The 19914-nt window shown below is 74.4% G+C and carries 15 protein-coding genes; 10 read left to right on the top strand and 5 right to left on the bottom strand.

Annotation, left to right across the window (positions count from 1 at the left end):
• Nucleotides 1-59 precede the first annotated feature (59 nt).
• The 4 genes from AC5L34_RS18900 to AC5L34_RS18915 all read left to right on the top strand — a co-directional run bounded on the left by AC5L34_RS18900 (nt 60) and on the right by AC5L34_RS18915 (nt 4612).
• Complete coding sequence (locus tag AC5L34_RS18900; protein ID WP_494826166.1) at nt 60-548, top strand: hypothetical protein; 489 nt, start codon at nt 60-62, stop codon at nt 546-548.
• A 144-nt stretch (nt 549-692) separates the two neighbouring features.
• The gene (locus AC5L34_RS18905) at nt 693-1592 is read left to right on the top strand and encodes a bile acid:sodium symporter family protein (RefSeq protein ID WP_441176302.1); all 900 of its coding nucleotides are present in this window, start codon (nt 693-695) and stop codon (nt 1590-1592) included.
• Nucleotides 1593-1863: 271 nt separating this feature from the next.
• Nucleotides 1864-2928: a hypothetical protein gene (locus tag AC5L34_RS18910; RefSeq protein ID WP_494826168.1), complete on the top strand. Its 1065-nt coding sequence runs from the start codon at nt 1864-1866 to the stop codon at nt 2926-2928.
• Between the two features lie 106 nt (nt 2929-3034).
• Nucleotides 3035-4612 (top strand): helix-turn-helix domain-containing protein, encoded by a 1578-nt coding sequence (locus tag AC5L34_RS18915; RefSeq protein ID WP_494826170.1) that lies wholly within the window; start codon nt 3035-3037, stop codon nt 4610-4612.
• A gap of 137 nt (nt 4613-4749) precedes the next feature.
• Here AC5L34_RS18915 and AC5L34_RS18920 read toward each other — a convergent pair whose 3' ends face one another.
• Nucleotides 4750-6333: a DHA2 family efflux MFS transporter permease subunit gene (locus tag AC5L34_RS18920; RefSeq protein ID WP_494826172.1), complete on the bottom strand. Its 1584-nt coding sequence runs from the start codon at nt 6331-6333 to the stop codon at nt 4750-4752.
• 197 nt (nt 6334-6530) lie between these two features.
• Nucleotides 6531-9125, bottom strand: a complete 2595-nt coding sequence (locus tag AC5L34_RS18925; protein ID WP_494826174.1) for an AAA family ATPase — start codon at nt 9123-9125, stop codon at nt 6531-6533.
• A gap of 361 nt (nt 9126-9486) precedes the next feature.
• Between AC5L34_RS18925 and AC5L34_RS18930 the strand changes: the two genes are divergently transcribed.
• The 5 genes from AC5L34_RS18930 (at nt 9487) to AC5L34_RS18950 (ending at nt 16213) form a co-directional block, all read left to right on the top strand.
• On the top strand, nt 9487-9666 hold the full coding sequence (locus AC5L34_RS18930) for a mersacidin/lichenicidin family type 2 lantibiotic (RefSeq protein ID WP_157747182.1): 180 nt from the start codon (nt 9487-9489) through the stop codon (nt 9664-9666).
• Nucleotides 9667-9743: 77 nt separating this feature from the next.
• On the top strand, nt 9744-12773 hold the full coding sequence (gene lanM, locus AC5L34_RS18935) for a type 2 lanthipeptide synthetase LanM (RefSeq protein ID WP_494826176.1): 3030 nt from the start codon (nt 9744-9746) through the stop codon (nt 12771-12773).
• 23 nt (nt 12774-12796) lie between these two features.
• A complete protein-coding gene (locus AC5L34_RS18940; protein WP_494826178.1) occupies nt 12797-15016 on the top strand; it encodes a peptidase domain-containing ABC transporter in 2220 nt (739 codons plus the stop codon).
• The gene (locus tag AC5L34_RS18945; RefSeq protein WP_441176295.1) at nt 15013-15582 is read left to right on the top strand and encodes a flavoprotein; all 570 of its coding nucleotides are present in this window, start codon (nt 15013-15015) and stop codon (nt 15580-15582) included. The genes AC5L34_RS18940 and AC5L34_RS18945 overlap by 4 nt, the downstream gene beginning before the upstream one ends.
• A complete protein-coding gene (locus AC5L34_RS18950; protein WP_441176294.1) occupies nt 15575-16213 on the top strand; it encodes a DUF3105 domain-containing protein in 639 nt (212 codons plus the stop codon). The genes AC5L34_RS18945 and AC5L34_RS18950 overlap by 8 nt, the downstream gene beginning before the upstream one ends.
• Before the next feature lie 22 nt (nt 16214-16235).
• Here the strand turns inward: AC5L34_RS18950 and AC5L34_RS18955 are convergent, their stop codons facing one another.
• Both AC5L34_RS18955 and AC5L34_RS18960 read right to left on the bottom strand, forming a co-directional pair.
• On the bottom strand, nt 16236-17864 hold the full coding sequence (locus AC5L34_RS18955; protein ID WP_494826180.1) for an isovaleryl-CoA dehydrogenase: 1629 nt from the start codon (nt 17862-17864) through the stop codon (nt 16236-16238).
• Nucleotides 17861-18460, bottom strand: coding sequence for a TetR family transcriptional regulator (locus AC5L34_RS18960; protein ID WP_441176292.1), 600 nt, complete (start codon nt 18458-18460; stop codon nt 17861-17863). Before AC5L34_RS18960 ends, AC5L34_RS18955 begins: the two co-directional genes overlap by 4 nt.
• 132 nt (nt 18461-18592) lie before the next feature.
• Here AC5L34_RS18960 and AC5L34_RS18965 point away from each other — a divergent pair, with 132 nt between their 5' ends.
• Nucleotides 18593-19339 carry a hypothetical protein gene (locus AC5L34_RS18965; protein ID WP_494826182.1) on the top strand — a complete coding sequence of 249 codons (747 nt, stop codon included), beginning with the start codon at nt 18593-18595 and terminating at the stop codon, nt 19337-19339.
• 105 nt (nt 19340-19444) lie between these two features.
• Here the strand turns inward: AC5L34_RS18965 and AC5L34_RS18970 are convergent, their stop codons facing one another.
• Complete coding sequence (locus AC5L34_RS18970) at nt 19445-19885, bottom strand: hypothetical protein (RefSeq protein ID WP_494826184.1); 441 nt, start codon at nt 19883-19885, stop codon at nt 19445-19447.
• Nucleotides 19886-19914: the final 29 nt, after the last annotated feature.

Consider the following 19914-nt stretch of genomic DNA (forward strand, 5'->3'; position numbering starts at 1 on the left):
CCTCGACCGGCCCCGCCGCCTGCTGTTTGCTCTCGCACCGGGCGGGTAGGGAGCCACGGGTGACCGCCACCGACGAGTCCCGCACCGTCGAGTTCAGACAGTCGACGCGCCGGCGGATCCTGGCGACGGCCCTCGGGCTCGTCGCCGTCGCGGCGGTAGGCGTCGTCGTCAGCCTCGCGCGCGGCCGGCAGTGGTGGGACCTGCTGTGGATGCTGCCGCTGTTCCTCGTACTGGGCGCCACGCAGCGGTCCGCCCACCGGCCACGGCTGCCGCTGCGCCTCACCGAGCAGCACCTGGAGGTGACCGGCCCCAGCCACGCCACCGTGGCCATCGAGTGGTCGAACGTCGCCCGCGCCGAGATCCGTGGACGCCTGACGTCCGTCCTGGTCGTCGAGCCGGTCGACCCCGACCGGACCCGACCTCCGCTGCGGCGGTGGCAGTGGGCCGGGCACGGGCGGAGCCGGCCGTACGAGTTGGTCGTACCGCTCGCGGGCATGACGCCCGGCCGTGGGGTGCTGCGCCGTGAGCTCGCCCGCCGGCTGGCCTGACCGGGGCGTCCGACGCCGCCGTCGTCCGGACGGCCGCACCGATGGCCGCCGGGCCCGTCCGGTTGCGCACATCAGGAGGTGTCGGAAGCGCCATCGAGATGTGAGGATCCGGTGGACCTTGGCGTACGCGATCAGGAGGCCGCCGTGAGTACCGGTTTGTCGCTCGTGCTCTTCCCTGTCGCGTTGGGCATCGTGATGCTCGGCCTCGGCCTCACCCTCACCGTGGCCGACTTCCGCCGCGTCGTCGCCTATCCCCGGGCGGTGATCATCTCCCTGGTCTGCCAGATGCTGGTCCTGCCGGCCATCTGCCTCGGCCTGGTGCTCGCCGCCGACCTGCGCCCGGAACTGGCCGTCGGGATGATGCTGCTGGCCGCCTCCCCGGGCGGCAGCACGGCCAGTCTCTACAGCCACCTGTTCAAGGGCAACGTCGCGCTCAACGTCACCCTGACCGCCATCAACTCGGTGCTCGCCCTGTTCACGCTGCCCCTGGTCGTCAACCTCTCCGTCGCCGCGTTCATGGGTTCGGACAGCTCGCTCGGCCTCCAGTTCGACAAGGTGATCCAGGTCTTCGCCCTGGTGCTCATCCCGATCGTGATCGGCATGGCCATCCGTCGCCGTCGCCCCGGGTTCGCCGCGCGCATGCAGCGACCCGTGAAGATCCTCTCCGTCGTGGTCCTCGCCGTCGTGATCACCGGCGCGGTGCTCGGCGTCAAGGACGAGTTCGCCGCCACCATCGGCGCCGTCGGCCTCGTCGCCCTGCTGTTCAACCTGCTCAGCCTGGGCATCGGGTACGCGGCGCCGCGGCTGCTGCGCGTCGGGCACCGGGACTCCGTCGCCTCGTCGTTCGAGATCGGCGTCCACAACGCCACCCTGGCCATCACGATCGCGCTCAGCCCCGCCCTGCTCGACAACACCGACATCGCCATGCCGGCCGCGATCTACGGCATCCTGATGTTCTTCACCGCCGCCGCCTTCGGCTTCGTCGCCGCGCGCCGGGGCAGCGCCGCGGCCGAGCCCACCCGGCCGTCGGCCACGACGGTGTGACCGGCGCGCTGCGGGCCCGTACGGGAAGCGAGGGCTCGGCGCGGGTAGCCGGGACCCACCGGAGTTCGCAGCGTCTCTCCCGCTTTGGGGACGGAGCGGCGCGTCGCTCGACGGTGCCCACCGGTGGCTGTTCGACCCGGTGGGCCGGCACGCCGGGAGCCGTCGGGATCCGCCCGTTGCAGCCCAGCGCCGCGTGTGCAATCGATCACCCTCTGCGGTCAGCGTCTCCCTACGCTCCTGGCACGGTCGTCCCGACAGGAGAGGAACCGCCATGAAGCGTTGGTTAGCGGGGACGTTGAGCGTCCTGATGGCCACGGCCGGCCTGGTCGCCGGGGTGGGTGCCACCCCCGCCTCGGCCGGCACCGGCTTGTTCTACCAGGTGGTCGACGCCGACAACGACCCGTACGCAGGCATCTACCTGCGCAACTCGACGAGGATGGACGACGTCAACCGGGTGTTGTCCCGGTACATGCTCTACGGCAGCACGATCGAGCTGATGTGCGGCACGTGGGGCGAGGCCGTGGGCCCGTACGCCAACCGGCGCTGGCACCAGGTCTACGTGCCGGGCGGGGATGCCCGGGGTCAGACCGGTTGGGTGGCGGACCGTTACCTGAACACCCCCAACCGGGCCAACGAGCCGACCCCCCACGAGCCCGAGTGCGGGGCGCCGCCGCCTCCGCCACCGCCGCCCGCCCCGGTGGGCCTGTACGCCCACCCCAAGGACGATCCGGGCGACACCACCTACCGCTTCCGGTACACCTCGGCCACGACCCGGTACGCCTACCTCAGCAACTGGTCCGCCGGGGAGTGTGACTCGGCCGGCGCCTACAGCCGGATCAGGTCGTTCACCGCGAACACGCCGATCGGTTGGATGGCCTCGTGGAGCAGGAGCCGGTACGCGCCGCTGTACTTCCTGCACAAGGCCTCACTGGAGGAGAGGCGGCAGCTCGACTACATCCTCCTGATCGACCCGGGGAACTACAGCGACATGGCCACCTGCGGCAACGGCTCCGGCGACGGCACCGCGGGCACCCAGTTCGACGCGGGCCGGGTGCTGGCGAGATGGCTGAACGACAACCCGGACGCGCGGCTCGTGGTCATCGACGGGGACTACACGCGCGGCGACGGCAGTAGCGGCATCCAGAACGTGCTGTTCAACGACGTGCGCAACCACGCCGGTCCGGCCCGGGGACGCGTCGGCGTGTGCGAGTACAGCCTGGCCCACGAACCCGACTCGTTCCGCTCCTCCGAGTGGTACATCGAGCGACCGATCACGGACAGTTGCCCGCGTCTGGAGAACAACAACTACCCGCTCCACGGCATGTGGCACCCGTAGGCCGTACCTGGCGGCGCGGAGCCGGCGAGCGTCGCCCTTCCGGGTGTCCCGCCGGCTCCCTCGTCGCTCGTAGACTCGAACCAGGCCGGGCAGGGCCACGGAGGCGATGGGCATTCAGATGTCGCTGACAGCTCGACGTACGGACCGCGTCTTCTTCGACGAGCGCGTGGCGTGGATGCTGCGGGTCAACCGCACCCTCGGCGCCGACGGCCGGTGGGTCAGGGCCAAGCGCTTCGCGGCGGCCTTCCACGGTGGTTCGTGGGAGAGGTTGGTCAGCGAGAGCAGCGTGTCGCGGTGGGAGACCGGCGGCAGCCGCCCGAGCCGGGCCGCCATCAGCCGGTACGAGGAGATCCTCGAACTCGATCCGGGCGAGATCACCGCGACGGTCGACACGATCCGGCGCTACGTCGACACCCCCGGATCCCCGGGCGCGGCGCCCACCGGCGCCGCGGACGGCGCCGCCACGGCCGAACTCGACGCGCTGCTCGACCGCGCCCTGTCCCGGGAGATCATGACCGGCGCCGGGTGGGACCGGCTCTCCGCGCTGGTCACGGCCGCCCCGCACCTCGTCATCGCCCCGAGGTCCGCCCGGGAGAGCGTCACCCAGCGCCTCGTCAGCGAGATGATCATCGCGCACGGTCGGCCGTGGCGGCAGCGCTTCGAAGCCCTCAACCGGCTGTTCGGCCACGAGACGCTGGGACGGGAGGCGGTCGCCGCCTGCGCGGCGCTGGGCGCCGATCGGGAGAACCAGATCTTCATCGAGACCGTCGGTGCCCTCGACGGCAGCCGGCACCCCGACGCCAGCGCCCACGTGATCGCGCAACTGCACGACCCGACGAACGACCGTGCGCTGCGGGGCGCGCTCCTCGCCTGCCTCCGCAAGGTGCGGTTCGGGCACTTCGCGCCCGGGCAGCGCCGGGTGCTGGTGCCTCGGATCAGGGATCTGCTGCGGGACCCGCTCTTCCACGCCGACGCCGTCCCGGTCGCGGCCGCCCTCCAGGCGGGCGCGGGTGTCCCGCTGGGCGGCCCGCAGGTCGCCCCGGCGCTGCCCCACCCGGTCCCGCACGTGGCCGCCACCGTCGCCCGCCGGGTCTTCGACGCCACGACCGGGCGGCTGCCGCGCGAGCCGCAGTCCGACTGCCGCGACGCGACGCTGCTCACGCTGATCGGTGAGATCCTGCTCCATCCGGCCAGCGACCGGCGCCTCTACGCGGCGATGCTCGTCGCCTCCACCCCGTACGGCCCGTCGCTCGCCGCCGCCCTGGCGGCCGAGGTCGTGCCCACCGCCGCCGACCGCGTGGAACTCAACGTCCGGCTGCTCGCCGGCCTGCGGGTGCTCGGCGGCCAGGCCGAACGGCCGACGGTCGAGCGCCTCGTCACCGCGGCCCGGCTGCCGCGAAGCGTCGTCGATGCCGCCGCGTTCGCGATCGGGCACCTGCGGGGCACCAGCGAGCGGGGGTTCTGGGAGGCCGCGCTGCGGCACCACGCGCGTCGCTGGCGGGCCCGGCGCGACGCGCCGTCGGCCGCCGCGCTCACCGGCATCGTCTACAGCCTCGGCATCGCCGGACAACGGCAGATCCTGGCGGCCGTACGCGACGACCCGGGGTCCCCCGAACCGAGCCGGGCCGCGGCCCGCTGGTGGCTCAACCTGCCCGGCCACGTCTACGACAGCTCACGCCTCTGAGAACAGCTCACGCCACTGAGCCGGGCGGGCACCGGCACCACCTCGACGAGGCGGACTCCCCCGCCGGACGCCCGACCCCCGCAGCGTTGCCGGGGGGCCGGGCGTCCGGACCGATCTTCCGGGAGCCGGGCGGCGCGTCAGTGGATGATGACGGGGGCCTTCGCCTGCCCCGGCTGCTCGTCGTCGAGCAGGTGCGACGGCTCACGCCGGCGGGGCAGGAACGCGGCCGGGATGAACGTGAGCAGCACCAGCGCGAACGCGACCCAGAACGTGGTGGCGAAGGAACTGGCGGCGAAGTCGAGCCCACGGGAGAGCAGCGACGGGTCGACCGGGAACCGCTCGGCGAGCTCCGGCTGCTGCTGCACGACGATGGCGACCTTCGCCTCGGTCAGCGGCTCACCGTCCGGGCCGACGGCGCCGGGGATCTCCCGGGAGCCGTTCATCTCGCTGGTCAGGATCACCGACATCGTGGCGGCGCCGACGGAGCCACCGATCTGCTGGAGGATGTTGACCAGGGTGGAGCCGCGGGCCACCTCGTGGGTTTTCAGGGTCTTCAGCGCCGAGGTCATGATCGGCATCATGGTGCCGCCCATGCCGAGGCCCATGACGAACAGCGACCCGCAGAGCAGCACGTACGACGTCTGCGGGTCGATCTGGGTGAAGGTGAAGAACCCGAGAGCGATGAGCACCAGCGCGAACGGCACGGTACGGCCGACGGGGACCCGGTCGGCCAGCATCCCCGCCACCGGCATGGTCACCATCGCGCCGATGCCCTGCGGCGCCATCAGCAGGCCGGCGGTCAGCGTCGACTCGCCGCGGATCTGCAGGAAGTAGCTGGGGAACAGCAGGCCGGCGCCCATGAACGCGATGATGAACACGAACATGGTCACCGTGGCGATGGTGAGGTTGCGGTTGGCGAACAGCCGCAGGTCGAGCAGGGGGTGCCGGGGCCGGAAGGAGTAGCGCACGAAGGCGACGACGAGCACTCCGCCGACCAGCATGGGAGCCCACACCTCAGGGTCGGCGAACGTGCCGGCGTCGGGCAGCGAGGAGACGCCGTAGAGGAAGAGGGCGAGCCCCGGCGAGAGCATCAGCATGCCGACGAAGTCGAACGACTCGGAGGGCTCGGGGTTGTCCTTCGGCAGCGCCAGGGCGGCGTAGACGAGCGCCACGGCACCGATCGGCAGGTTGATCAGGAAGATCCAGTGCCAGCTCGCGATGTCGATCAGCCAGCCGCCGAGGATCGGCCCTCCGATGGGCCCGAGCAGCATCGGGATGCCGAGGACGGCCATCAGCCGGCCGATCCGGTGCGGGCCCGCCGCCCGGGTCATGATCGTCATGCCGAGCGGAAGGAGCATGCCGCCGCCGAGGCCCTGGAGCACGCGGTAGCCGACCAGTTGCCCGATCGTGTCGGCGTTGGCGCACAGCCCCGACCCGATCGTGAACAGCGCCAGGGCGATCATGTAGAGCCGCTTGGTGCCGAACCGGTCGGCGGCCCAGCCGCTGAGCGGGATCACCGTGGCCAGCGCGAGCGTGTAGGCCGTCATGGTCCAGGCGACGTCGGCGTACGACGCGTCGAACTCGCGCTGGAAGGTCGGCAACGCGACGCTGACGACCGTCACGTCGAGGATCGACATGATCGCGCCGAGGACGACGACCCCGGCCACCTTGAGCACCGAGGCGTCGAGTTTGTCCGAGGTCGCGATGGATTGCTGTGTCACGAATTCTCCTGAAGTCCCCGTTGTGGCCGGCGTCGGGCCGTGCCTCGACCTGTCACCTGCCGAGCAGTGTCCGCAGGCAGACTAACGAGCGACACCGACGATCGGCCGACGATTTTCGACCGGCAGAAACGGCGGTGCCGACCGGCAGGAACGGCGGCCCGCCCGGCGGTGACGTCGGCGTCGTCCCGGCGGCGCGGCTACCCCGGGAACGAGCCCGCGAGTTCGAGGCGGCTGCGCACCCCCAGCTTGTGGTACGAGCGCTGGAGGTGGTTCTCCACCGTGCGCACCGACAGGCGCAGCCGGTGGGCGATCGCGGTGTTGTCCAGCCCCGTGGCGGCCAGCTCGCAGATCTCGCGTTCCCGGCCGGTCAACGGGCTCGGCGCGGACTCGACCCGCCCGCACCAGGCCGGCCAGTACGCGTCGCAGTGGCCGCGCAGCTTCTCGGCGCGGGCGGCGTGGGCGTTGGCGGCGCGGTGGTCGCCGCGCCGCCGCCGGGCCGCGCCGGCGGCGATCGTCGCCTCCAGCTCCAGGGTGGTGTATCCCCGCTGCCCGAACGTCGCCGCCAACTCCTCCAGCGCGTCGGGATCCGCGCCCGCCAGCGCCGCGGCCAGGTCGGCGTAGAGCCCGAAGAGCGGGCTGTCGCAGGCGTCGGCGACCTGACGGAGCGCCGAGGCCGCCGAGGTGGACGGCGCCACCCGGGACAGCAGGTGCAGCGCCTGCGCGGCGATGGTGCGTACGCCATTCTCGCGGGCCTGCGCGGCCAGCGCGGTGAGCTGCCCGGCCGCGACGGCGAGGCGCCCCTCGGCGACGTGCGTCCAGGCCTCGGCGAGGCCCCAGAAGTCGGCGGGCCCGCTGTGCGTGGGGAAGCTCCCACCCAGCTCGTCGCGGACCTCCCGGACGTCGCGCGCCGCACCGGCCTGCGCGGCGAACCAGGCACTGACGGACAGGACGTAGCCCCGGATGGGGAACAGCGTGTGCCCGTCGACGAGGGCACGCGCCTCACGCAGCCAGCGCAGCGCGTCCCCCAGGCGCCCCCGGTGGTAGCGGCAGTTGCCGACCATCAGGGCGAGCAGGGCCACGCCGTCGGCGGAGCCGCGGTCGACCGCGTCCAGGTAGTAGGCCTCCGCCGACTCCGTCGCCTGGGTCAGGCTTCCCGACATCACCAGCGCCTGCACGTGCAGGGCCTGGGTGGCGGCGCGCATGGTGGGCCAGGCCTGCGGGAAGGTGACCTCGTCGCCGTCGAACATCGCGGCGGCGCGGGCCGGCTGACCGGAGAAGACCAGCAGGTAGGGCAGGAGCGGGGCGCCGGCCATGCCCAGCAGCGGGTCGCGCGGCGGGTGCTGGCCGAGCCGGGTGACGGCGTCGCGCCCCTCGGCTATCCGGCCGTCGAAGACGGCCATCGCGGCGACGGCGGTCAGCAGACCGTCGTGCACGGCGGCGGGCAGCGCCGCCGCCGCGTCGGCGAGCACGGTGCTGGCGGCCCCGGGCCGGCGCAGCCCCCAGAACAGGTTCACCGCCCGCAGCGCCGCCGTCTCGGCGCGGTCGCGGGGGTCGTCCAGCGAGTCGTACGCGCGGCGCAGGTGCTCGTCGGCCTCCTCGCCGCGCCCCTGCGCGACCAGGGCGCGGCCGAGCTGGCGCGCGGAGCGGGGTGAGGCGACCCGCCGGGCGAGCCGCTCGGCGAGGCGGGCCCCGCGCCGCAGCAGCGCCGACTCGGAGGCGGCCAGCAGGTCCGCGTCGTCGACCGCCAGGTCGGCCTCGCACCGCCACGACACCACGCGCAGGTGGTCCTCGTACTGGGCCGGCGAGGTGTCCTCCAGGGCGTCCGCCAACTCGCGCAGGATGCGGCGGGTACGCAGCGCGCCGGTGCTCGCCCGGGCCGCCTCGGCGTAGAGCGGGTGCGCCACCCGGACCAGGCCGCGCTGCTCGCCGGTGGTCAGCTCGATGAGCCCCCGCTCCTCCAGCCGCTCGGCGACCTGCGCCGGGACGAGCCGCTCGACGACGGGCAGCGGCGCGGGCTCGCCGTGCGCCACGTACTGCAACGCCTCGATCTCGTCGGGACCGAGCTGGCCGAGCGTCTCGGCGATGAGGTCGCTCAGGTGCGGGTGTTCCAGCGGGGTGCCGCGCCAGGTCCACACGCCGCGCCGCCGGGCGAGGGCGCCGGTCTGCCGCCCGCCGCGCAGCATCTCCCGCAGGAACAGGGGGTTGCCGCGTACCGCCTGCCAGACGGTGGCGAGGGTCAGGCCGTCGGTGGGCCCGCCGAGCATCGCCTGGATCAGCTCGGCCGTCTCGTCCTGGCTCATCGCCGCCAGCTCCACCCGCTCGACGGGGCCGAGGCGGCGCAGGGCGGTGACGGCCGGGCTGGCGACCGCCTCGCTGCGGGCGGTGGCGAGGACCCGTACCGCCTCGCCGGCCACGAGCCGCTCGAGCAGCGCCGACGACGCGTCGTCGAGCCAGTTGACGTCGTCGACGACGAGGACGGGCCGGTCGGCGGCGATGGCGCGCAGCCTGGCGGTCACGTCGCGGAAGGCCTCGACGACCGACGGACCCACCGGCTGGGCGACGAGCTGGGCGAGCACGCCGAAGGGCACGCTCTGCCAGCCCGGCGTCGCGGTCACCCGCAGCGCCAGGAAGCCGCGCCGTCCCGCCTCGGCCAGCACCTCCGTGACGAGGCGGCTCTTGCCGATGCCGGCCTCCCCGGTCACCAGGGTGCAGCGGGTCACGCCGCTGTCGAGGCTGTCGAGCAGCCGGTCCAGCTCCCGCCGCCGCCCGACGAGTGGCCATGGTGTGGACAACGGGTCCCTCCCCACAAGACGTCTGCCGTGACAGACGCTGTCAGCGGCGCACGAGGTTGTCGGCCGGGATGACGGTAGGGCAACCGCGATGGTTGAGTACCGAATTCCTCCGGCCCTGAGTAGCCCCGCCGGCGCCCGCGTACGCATGCTGACCTGCGCATGTAGCTATCTTTCAGCAAGGCGCTCCTACGTGGCGTCAGGTTTCAGACACCGTCGCGCACGTCGCCGCGCGCGGTCGGCGGTGACCGGTTCGCGACTGCGGTGGAGTAGCCGCTACTCACGCCCCGGCCCGCGCCCCCGGCCAGTCTCGAAGGGACGGACCGCGGCACCCGGCCGCCGGTCGCGACCAAGGAGGAACCTGATGTCGATCACCGACGTCGTCCGTGCCTGGAAGGACGAGTACCACCGCGGCGAGGCGTCGCCCGACCACCCCGTCGGCCTGGTCGAGCTGAGCCGCGAGGAGCTGGAGACGGTCGCCGGCGGCATGCCGCCGATCGACGGGCACACCGAGAAGTGCTGCCACTGCATGTCGCCCTGCTGACCTGTCCATCACGGCGACCGCGCCGGAGCCCGGCGAGCTGCCGGGCTCCGGCCCCGCCCCGCACCCGAGGATCGGCGATGACCGTTGGGTTCCTACCCGCCCTCTCGCTCACCGAGCGCGTCCCGGTCGACGGGGCCGGCGCGTACCCCGTCTCCGACCGCGCGCGCTGGCGGCTCTCCCGGTGGCGCGACTCGCAGGCCTTCGCCACCGCCGGGGCCTGGCAGCGCCGCCTCGCCGCCGACGCGTGCGACGAGGACGTCCTGCTGCGCCTGCTCGACGAGCCCGCCGCGGCGATCGCGGCCCGGCTCGCGCGCCCCCCGGAGTGGTCACGACGGTTGCGGCGCCTGTACTCCGGGCCGGCCCCCGACGACTGGCGCCCGGAGCGGCTGCCGGGCCGCCCGCTCGACGACGCGCTGGTCGTCGCCGCCCCGCTGCTCGCCGACGCCCGCCGCCGCGTGCGCGAGGCCGCGGCGGAGCTGGCCGGCCCCGCCACGCCCGTCGACCCCGCCGCCGTCGACGCGCTCGGCCTCGCCGAGCTGCTCGACGAGCTGGTCCGGCTGCTCAGCCGCGCGAGCGTGCTGGAACTGAACGTCGCCCGCGTACGCGGCGAGCTGACCGGGCCGACGCCGGCGCGGCGCTTCGCCACCTTCTTCGCCCGGATGGCGCAGCCCCGCGTCGCGATGGACTTCCTCACCGAGTACCCGGTGCTGGCCCGCCAGCTCCTGACCGTGGTCGACGCCTGGGCCTCGTCCACCATCGAGTTCCTGCGCCGGCTGCACGGCGACTGGGCCGCGATCGCGCCGGCCCTCGGCGTACGCCCGGACGCACGGCTCACCGGGCTCACGCCCGCCGGCGACGCCCACTGGGGCGGGCGGCGGGTGTGCGTCGCCCGCTTCGACGACGGCTCGCGCGTGGTCTACAAGCCCCGCGACCTCGCCGTGGACGCCCGCTTCCAGCGGTTGCTGGGCTGGCTCGCCCGGCGCGACGCCGACCTGGGCCTGCGCCCCTTCGGGGTGCTGACCCGCGACGGCTACGGATGGACGGAGTTCGTCGCCGCCGCCGCACCGACGTCGCTGCCCCGCTACGCCCGCCACTACGGCAGCCTGCTCGCCCTGCTGCACGCGCTGGGCGCCGGCGACTGCCATCCCGGCAATGTGGTGGGCGCCGGCGACACCCCGGTGCTCGTCGACCTGGAGACCCTGTTCACCCCGGCGCTGGAGCGCGGTCGCGGCGCCGCCGACGGCGGGGCTGTCGCGTCCTGCGTCCTCGCCGTCGGTCTGCTGCCGGCCGGCGAGCCACCGGCGGGCGAGGCGGGTGCGTGCAACTGCGCCGAGTGGCTCGGCGCGGGCACCGACGAGATGCAGTTGCACGTACCCGGCGTGCACGTCGGGCACGGGGCGCCGGTCGCCGTCGAGGGCGTCCGGCCGGCGGACCTGCGGGCGTACGAGGCCGACGTCGTCGCCGGCTTCCGCCGCGCGTACGACGTGCTCGGCGCCGAGGCCGGGGTGCTGGCCGACCGGGTACGCGCCTTCGCCGGCGACGAGATCCGGGTGGTGCTGCGCCCGACGCGCACCTACGCCCGGCTCCAGGAGGCGCTGCTGCACACCGACCACCTGCGCGACGCCCTCGACCGCGACCGGCTGCTGGACTGGCTCTGGGTCGGCGTGGAGGAGTTGCCCGTGCTGGCCGCGACGATCGCCGCCGAACGCGCCGACCTGGCGGCCGGGGACACGCCGCTGTTCACCGCCCGGGTGGGCTCGCGCGACCTGTGGGCCGGCCGCGACCGGCGGCTGCCCGGCGCCCTGGCCGGCTCGGCGCTGGACGAGGCGCTGCGTCGCATCGCCGGCCTGGGCGGGGCCGACCGGGAGCGGCAGGTGTGGCTCATCCGCGCCACGTTCGCGTCCCTGGCCGAGACGCCCGACGCCCCGCACGCCGAGGTCCGCTGGCGTCCCGGGCCGGTGCCGGCGGAGCCGTCGACGTTCCGTCCGCTGCTGGCGCGGGCCGCCGAGATCGGGGAGCGGGTCGCGGCGATGGCCCACGGCGGGACGTGGTTCACGTTCGGTCCCACCGCCGGGGCCCGCTGGGCGCCGGTGCCGATGGGGGCCGGCCTCTACGACGGTCTGTCGGGCCTGGCCCTGTTCTACGGGTACCTGGGCGAGGTCACCGGGCACGAGGACTTCACCGACCTGGCCGCCGGGATCGCCCGCCGGCTCGGCGAGCGGCTGCGCGCCGACGGGTTCCCCCTGACCGCCGTCGGGGCGTTCAACGGCTGGGGCGGCCCGTGCTACGCGTACGGTCACCTGGCCGCCCTGTGGGGCGACGACCCGACCGCCCGCGCCGGGCTGGACCTGGCGCTCACCCGGCTGGCGGCGCTGGCCGACGACGCCGGCGACGCCGACGTGGTCGACGGGCTGGCCGGCGCGGTGCTCGCGGTGCTGGCGTGCGGCGCGGAGCCGCAGCGCGCGGTCGAACTGGCGCGTCGCCTCGGCGACCGGCTCGTCGCGGCGCTGCCCGCCGCGCTCCGGCTGGGCGGCCTGTCGCACGGCGCCGCCGGGATGGCGACGGCGCTGTTCGAGCTGTGGAGCGTCACCGGCGTGGAGCGCTACGCCGAGGCGGGACGCCGCGCCCTGGAGTTCGACCGCTCGCTGTTCGACCCGGCCTCGGGCAACTGGGCGGACCTGCGCCGGCCCGGCCTGCTCAGCAACGCCTGGTGCCACGGCGCACCCGGCATCGGGCTGTCGCGAGTGCGGATCCGGCGGGCGCTGTCCCGCCGCCCGCTGCCGCAGGTCGACGGCCTCGACGCCGAGATCGCGGTGGCGCTGCGCACCACGTTCACGCACGGCTTCGGACGCAACCACAGCCTGTGCCACGGCGACCTCGGCAACCTCGACCTGCCCCTGCTCGCCGGGGCGGACCCGGCGGCGGTCGGCGCGGTCGTCGACGGCGTGCTGCGCGACGTGACCGCCCACGGGTGGCGCTGCGCCAACCCGGCCGGGCTCGACTCGCCGGAGCTGATGACCGGGCTGGCCGGCATCGGCTACCAGCTGATGCGGTTGGCGGAGCCGCAGCGCGTCCCGTCGCTGCTGACCCTGGCGGGTGCCCCGTGAGGCGGCGCGGCCGGGTGCCCGTCGTGTTGCAGATGACCGACACCGACTGCGGCGCCGCCTGCCTCGCGATGGTCCTGCGCCACGCGGGCGTACGCGCCTCGCTCGCCGGGTGCCGCGAACGCCTAGGGGTGGGCCGCGACGGGGTCAGCGCGCTGGCCCTGCTGGACGCGGCGAGGGAGCTGGGGCTGCGCGCCAGCGCCTACCGGGCGACCCCGGAGGACCTCGCGTCGCTGCCGATGCCGCTGATCGCGCACTGGGAGGGCTCGCACTTCGTCGTGGTGGAGCGCCGCACCCGGCACGGGTTCTCGATGGTGGACCCCGCCCTCGGGCGCAGGACGGTCCCGTTCGCCGAGGCCGCCGAGTTCCTCACCGGCACCGTGCTGGTCTTCACCGGCCGCGCGACGGCGCCCGGCCCGGCCGGGCGCGCCGGGGCAGCCCGTACGCCGTGGCTGCGCCGGGGTTACCGGCTCGCGCGGGGGTTCCTGCCCGCGCTGGGGACCGTGCTGTCGGTCTCCGTCGCCCTGCAACTGCTCGGCCTCGCCCTGCCGCTGGCCATGTCGACGGCCCTCGACGCGATCCTGCCGGCGCGGGAGACCGGGCTGCTGCCCTACCTCGGCCTGGCGGTGCTGGCCCTGGCCCTGACCCAGTTCGGGCTGGCGCACCTGCGCTCGATGCTGCTGGTGAACCTCCAGTCGCGGGTGGACCGGGAGCTGATGACCCGGCTGTTCGCCCACCTGATGAGCCTGCCGTTCCGCTTCTTCCAGCAGCGCTCCAGCGGCGACCTGATGCAGCGGCTGGCGAGCAGCGTGCTGCTGCGCGAGATCGTGACGACCCAGGTGCTGACCGCCGCCATCGACGGCGCGCTGGTGCTCGGCTACCTCGCGGTACTCTTCGCCGCCGACACCGGGTTCGCCGTGGTGGCGCTGGGGATCGGCCTGATCCAGGTCTGCGCGGTCGCGGCCGTCAACCGCCGCCTGCTGCGGCTGAACCACCGCCAGCTCACCGTGCAGGCGGAGGCCGAGAGCGTGCTCATCGAGGCGCTGTCGGGCATCGCCACCATCAAGTCGATGGGCGCCGAGAAGCAGGTGTACGACCACTGGCTGGGCCGCTACTCGGCGGCGCTCGCGGTGGACCGCGCGCGCAGCCGGCTGTCGTCGACCGTCGACAACGTGGCGGCGACCGTACGGCTCGTGGGACCGCTGGCCCTGCTCTGGCTGGGCATGTACCGCATCTTCGCCGACGGCATGAGCCTGGGCGACGCAATGGGCCTGCAGATGCTGGCCCTGGCCGTGATCGCCCCGCTGGGCTCGCTGGTCGCCAGCGCGCAGGTGCTCCAGTCGGTCGCCTCGACCGTGCAGCGGCTGCGCGACGTGTTCTCCGCCCGGCCCGAGATCGAGGACCCGTCGCGGCTGCTGTCGCCGACGCTGCGCGGCAAGGTCGAGGTGCGTGGGCTCAGCTTCCGCTACGACGGCACGGGCCCGTACGTGCTGCGGGACGTCTCGTTCACCGTGCAGCCGGGCCGGACGGTGGCGGTCGTCGGCGCCTCCGGCAGCGGCAAGAGCACCCTGGCGATGCTGCTGACCGGGCTCTACCGGCCCAGCGGCGGCCAGATCCTCCTCGACGGGGTGCCGCTGGAGCGGATCGCCCCGGACGCGCTGCGCCGCCAGTTCGGCGTGGTGTTCCAGGAGAGCTACCTGTTCCGCGACTCGATCCGGCGCAACATCGCCCTCGCCCGGCCGGACCTGCCGATGGCGGACGTGCGGCGGGTCGCCCGGCTGGCCGCCATCGACGCCGACGTCGAGGCCATGCCGCTGCGCTACGACACCCGGGTGGCCGAGCGGGGCCAGGCGCTCTCCGGCGGGCAGCGGCAACGCCTCTCCATCGCGCGGGCGCTCGCCGGGGGGCCGGTGGTCCTGCTGCTCGACGAGGCCACCAGCCACCTGGACGTGGCCACCGAACGCCGGGTGAGCCAGGCCGTGGCGGCCCTGCGCTGCACCCAGATCGTCATCGCGCACCGGCTGAGCACGGTGCGCCACGCCGACGAGATCCTCGTGCTCGACGGCGGCACGGTCGCCGAGCGCGGAAGTCACGACGAGCTGCTGGCGCTCGGCGGCAGGTACGCGGCGCTGGTCCGCGCGCAGCTCGACGGCCAGGCCGCCGACGACGCCGCCGAGGTCGTACGCGACAGCACCGGAGCACCCGTGGAACACGAGCCGGTCGTCACCGGAGGGAGTCACCGATGAGCGTCACGTTGCCGTTCGAGCGGGTCCTCGTCGCCGTCTGCGGATCCAGCGGCGCCATGTCGCTGCCGCAGTCGTTGCTGGCGATGAGGCACGCGCTCCACCTCGAGGTGCGGGTGGTGATGACCGGGGCCGCCGCGACGTTCGTGACCCCGACGGCGCTCGCGGCGATCACCGGCCACCCGGTGACCGTCGAGGAGGCCCAGGGGCAGCCGGGGGTCCCCCACCTGGACCTGACCGAATGGGCGCAGCTGGTGCTCGTACTGCCCGCCACGGCCAACACCCTGGCCAAGGCGGCGGCGGGCATGGCCGACAACCTGGTCACCGCGTGCGTGCTGGCCTCCGCCGCGCCCGTGGTGTTCGTCCCCGCGATGAACGTACGGATGTGGGAGAAGCCCGCCGTCCAGCGCAACGTGGCGCAGCTACGCGCGGACGGGCACGGCGTCGTACCGCCCTCGCGGGTCCTCGCGCTCAGCTCCGGCACGGCCACGGGCATCGGGGTGCCCGGCATCGAGACCGTGCTGGAGTGGACGGTGGCCCACCTGGCCTCGGCGGCCTCCGATGCCTGACGCGATCGACCGGGAGGCGCGGGCGACGCGGTGGGTGGCGGGGCTGATGGCGCTGCTGGGCGTCGGCCTGGCCGGCTGGGTGGCGGCGCCGATCGCGCGGCAGCGGCTGGCTCCGCCCCCGCCGATCGCGTCGTTCGGGGTGCCCGAGGCGGCGGCCGGCTGCGATCCGGAGCTGACGGACCCGGTGTCGGGCAAGGGCGTCCACGTCGGGCGGGGCGCCCGCGTCGCCTACCTGACCGTGCCGCCGTCGTCGGGGCCGCACTACGAACTGCCCGCGCCGCTGCGCCGGTTCTACCTGACCGGCGACCGGCCCCCGGTGGAGGTGCTGGTGCACAACCTGGAGCACGGCTACACGGTGGTGTGGTACTCGGCCGACCTGCCGGCGTCCCAGGTGGAGGCCCTGCGCGGCCTGGCCGCCCGGCTCGGGGCCGACGAGCGGACCGCGAAGTTCGTCGCCGCGCCGTGGGACGCCTCCTACGGCCGGTTCCCGCCGGGGCGTCGCGTCGGCATCAGCCGCTGGGGCGCCACCGCCGGCTACCGCCTGTTGTGCGGGTCGGTCAGCGGCGCCGTCATCGAGCGCTTCCTCGCCGCCCACCCGGCGACCGACTCGCCCGAACCGGAGGGGGCATGACGGCGGCCGGCGCCGCGGCCGGTCAGCCCACCTTGGGCACCGCGCGGGAGATGATCGCGGCGAGGTCGACGCCACGGGGCAGCGTGCCGTACGCCTGGCCGTGGTCGCCGTCGAGCCGCGAGGCGCAGAAGGCGTCGGCGACGGCGGGGTGGCCGTGGCGCACCAGCAGCGCGCCCTGCAGGACCAGGGCGAGGCGCTCGACGACGCGGCGGGCCCGCAGCTCGACGTCGTCGGGGTCGGCCAGCTCGGCCCGCACCCGGCGTACGGCGGCGTCGAGCCGGGCGTCGGCGCCGGCCGCGGCGGTGACCTCGGCCTGGAACGCCGCCATGACCGCGGGTTCCCTGGCGAGGGCGCGCAGCACGTCCAGCGCGGCGACGTTGCCGGAGCCCTCCCAGATCGAGTTCAGCGGGGACTCGCGGAACAGCCGGGGCATGCCCGACTCCTCGACGTAGCCGTTGCCGCCCAGGCATTCGAGGGCCTCGGCGGCGTGCGCCGGCCAGCGCTTGCAGACCCAGTACTTGCCGACGGCGAGGGCGAGGCGCTTGAACGCGGTCTCGGCGGCGTCGCCGCGCGCGGATCGGTCGGTGGCCCCGGCGAGCCGCATCATCAGGACGGTGGCGGCCTCGCTCTCGACCGCGAGGTCGGCGAGCACGTTGCGCATCAGGGGCGCCTCGACGAGGTACCGGCCGAAGGCCTGCCGGTGGGCGGCGTGGTGGGCGGCGGTGATCACGCCCTGGCGCATCCCGGCCGCCGCGCCGATGACGCAGTCCAGCCGGGTGAGGTTGACCATGTCGATGATGGTGCGTACGCCACGGCCCTCGTCGCCGACCCGCCAGGCGACCGCGTGCTCGTACTCGACCTCGGCGGAGGCGTTGGAACGGTTGCCGAGCTTGTCCTTGAGGCGCATCAGCCGCATGGGGTTGCGCGTGCCGTCGGGCAGGACGCGCGGCACGAGGAAGCAGGTGAGCCCGCCCGGCGCCTGGGCGAGGGTGAGGAAGACGTCGCACATCGGCGCGGACGTGAACCACTTGTGCCCGAGCAGGCGGTAGGTGCCGTCCGGCTCGGGGCGGGCGGTGGTGGTGTTGGCGCGTACGTCCGAGCCGCCCTGCTTCTCGGTCATCGACATGCCGGCCAGCAGTCCCCGCTTGGCCAGCGGCGCACGCAGCCCGAAGTCGTACGACGTGGCGGTGAGCAGCGGCTCGTAGCGCGCGGCCAGTTCCGGGGCATGCCGCAGCGCCGGCACGGCCGCGTAGGTCATCGAGATCGGGCAGCCGTGCCCGGCGTCGGGACGCCAGGTGTAGAACTTGGCCGCCCGCGCCACGTGCGCGCCGGGCCGCTCGTCCGCCCACGGTGCGGCGTGCAGGCCGTGCGTGACCGCCGTGCGCATCAGCTCGTGCCAGGCGGGGTGGAACTCCACCTCGTCGACGCGGTTGCCGTGCCGGTCGTGGGTACGCAGCACCGGCGGGTGCTCGTTGGCCAGCCGCCCCTGCTCGATGGCCTGCTCGCCGCCGCCGAGGCGGCCCAGCTCGTGCAGCTCGGCGGCGGCCCAGCCGGCACCCTCGCGGTCGAGCGCGTCGAGCAGGGCCGGGTCGTCGGCCGCGTCGTGACCGACCAGCGGCGGAACCTGGTTGAAGACCTCGTGCGTCGTCACGGCGACACTCCCAGCGCGCGGTGGAGGAACGTGATCAGGTGTGCGATGGTGCGCGGCCCGGCGACCCCGGCGGCCAGGGGGCCGACCATGGCCTCGGCCAGGGCGCCGACGAGCGCGGTGGCGGTCAGCTCGGGATCCTGCGGGGGAAGCTCGCCGTTCGCCACCCCCTGCGCGACGTGGCCGGCGATCAGCTCGGCGTACGCGCGGCGGAAGACGAGCCGCTCGGCGTCGACCGCCGGGTCGGCCGGCTCGGCGAGCAGGGCGTACGCCAACCGGGGGGACCGCAGCGCCCGGCCGGAGAACGTCTCGATGACGGCGGTGACCCGCTCGGCGACGGTGTCCTCCCGCGCCGCCGCACGCGCCACCGCGTCGACCTCGCGCTGCGAGGCCGTGCGGAACACCTCGGCTACCAGGTCGGCCTTGGTGGGGAAGTGCCGGTAGACGCTGCCGGTCGCCATCCCCGCCCGCTCGGCGACGGCGGCGACGGAGCAGCCGGCGTACCCGTGCTCGGCCATGATCTCCAGCGCGGCGGCGATGATCCGCTGCCGGGACGCGCTCAGCCGAGCCTGCACGCGCTCGGTGCTCCGGTAGACCACGCCAAGGATTGAACCATCGTTCACTCCTTGGCGGCAAGGTGCCCCTGGCCGGCGCAGGACCGCCCGCGACGCGGTCTAGGATCACTCTCTTCGGCAGGCGTACGCCCCGGAGTCCTCGAAGGCGGTCCCGCCGTGACCCCTGATCCGATCGACGTGAACCGCCGCCTGGACGCGGCGCTGGCGGGCGTGGCCGCCGCCTTCCGGGGCATGACCGCCCACCGGCGGGAGTCCAACTGCGAGTGCCACTGGGGCAGCGCCGAGGAACTGGCACTGCTCAAGACCCCCGACGCGCCGCTCGACGAGGATCTGCTGCGCCGCACGTACTGGACCACGGACTGGCGCTACCCGGGGCCGCTGCTGCGCCGCATCCTGCCCCCGGTGACCCGGCGCCTCGCGGCGGGTGAGGTGGAGCCGCACTCCGGGATGGACCCCCTGTCCCGCCTGTTCGTGATGGGTCGCTGGCTGGACTGGCCCGCCGCGCAACGCGACGCGGTAAAGGAGTTCCTGGACGCCTGGTGGCAGCACACCCTGGTGGACCCCGGGGCGAAGGTGCCCGCCCACGAGGCCCTGGCCTTTGTCGTGGAGGTGACCGGGCAACTCGCCCCGTGGCTGAACACCTGGTCGCAACTGCTGGCCGACCCGACGGCGCGGCGGCGGCTGGTCGCGGCGGTCGACGAGTGGATGTTCGACCTGCGCGGCGACCGCCTGCCCTGGTCGAGCTGGCGCGACGAGGAGGACACGCCGTGCCTCGCGCTGTCGATGTGGGTGCTACGGCACGCGCCGCCCGTGCTACGGGACCGCGACGCGTCCGGCGAACTGTGCCACCTCGTACGGCTGCTCGCCCTCCCCCACGCCGACCGGTGGGGCGAGCGCGACTAGGGCACGGCCGCCACGCGGAACTGTCACGAACGGCGACAGGGGCACCCCCGTCTCCGGGAGGTGCCCCTGTCGGCGGCGGCCGGTACGCGGCCCGATGAGCTGCGGTCAGCAGCCCTGCCGTCGGCTGTAGATCTGGTGGCGCTCGCCCGCCCACCCGATGTAGCCGACCGCCTCGACGCAGTAGGACGCCACGCCGGTGACGCCGACCGGGCCGGCGTGGTAGCTGAAGTCACCCGAGTCGGTGTCCGCGCTGCCCGAGCGGGTGCAGTGCGCGCCCTCGCCCGACCGCTCGGCGCAGCGGTAGATCTGCACGAAGGTGGGCGCCGACCTCCCGTAGGCCGCGCCACGGTGGTAGAAGCACGCGCTGTTGGTGCCCCCGTTGCTGCTGTTGTAGTAGATCACCAGCTCGCCGAGGCCCGAGGACTGCAGCTGGCTGTAGATGATCGTGCCCGAGCAGGAGCCGGCGGCCTGAGCGGCGGGCGCGCCGATCACCATGACCGAGGCGACGGTCACCAGCGCCATCAGGGTCGAGAACAGTCTTTTCATGATCACCAAGCCCATCCACCGTCGACTGT

Source organism: Micromonospora sp. ZG13, from assembly GCF_059359355.1.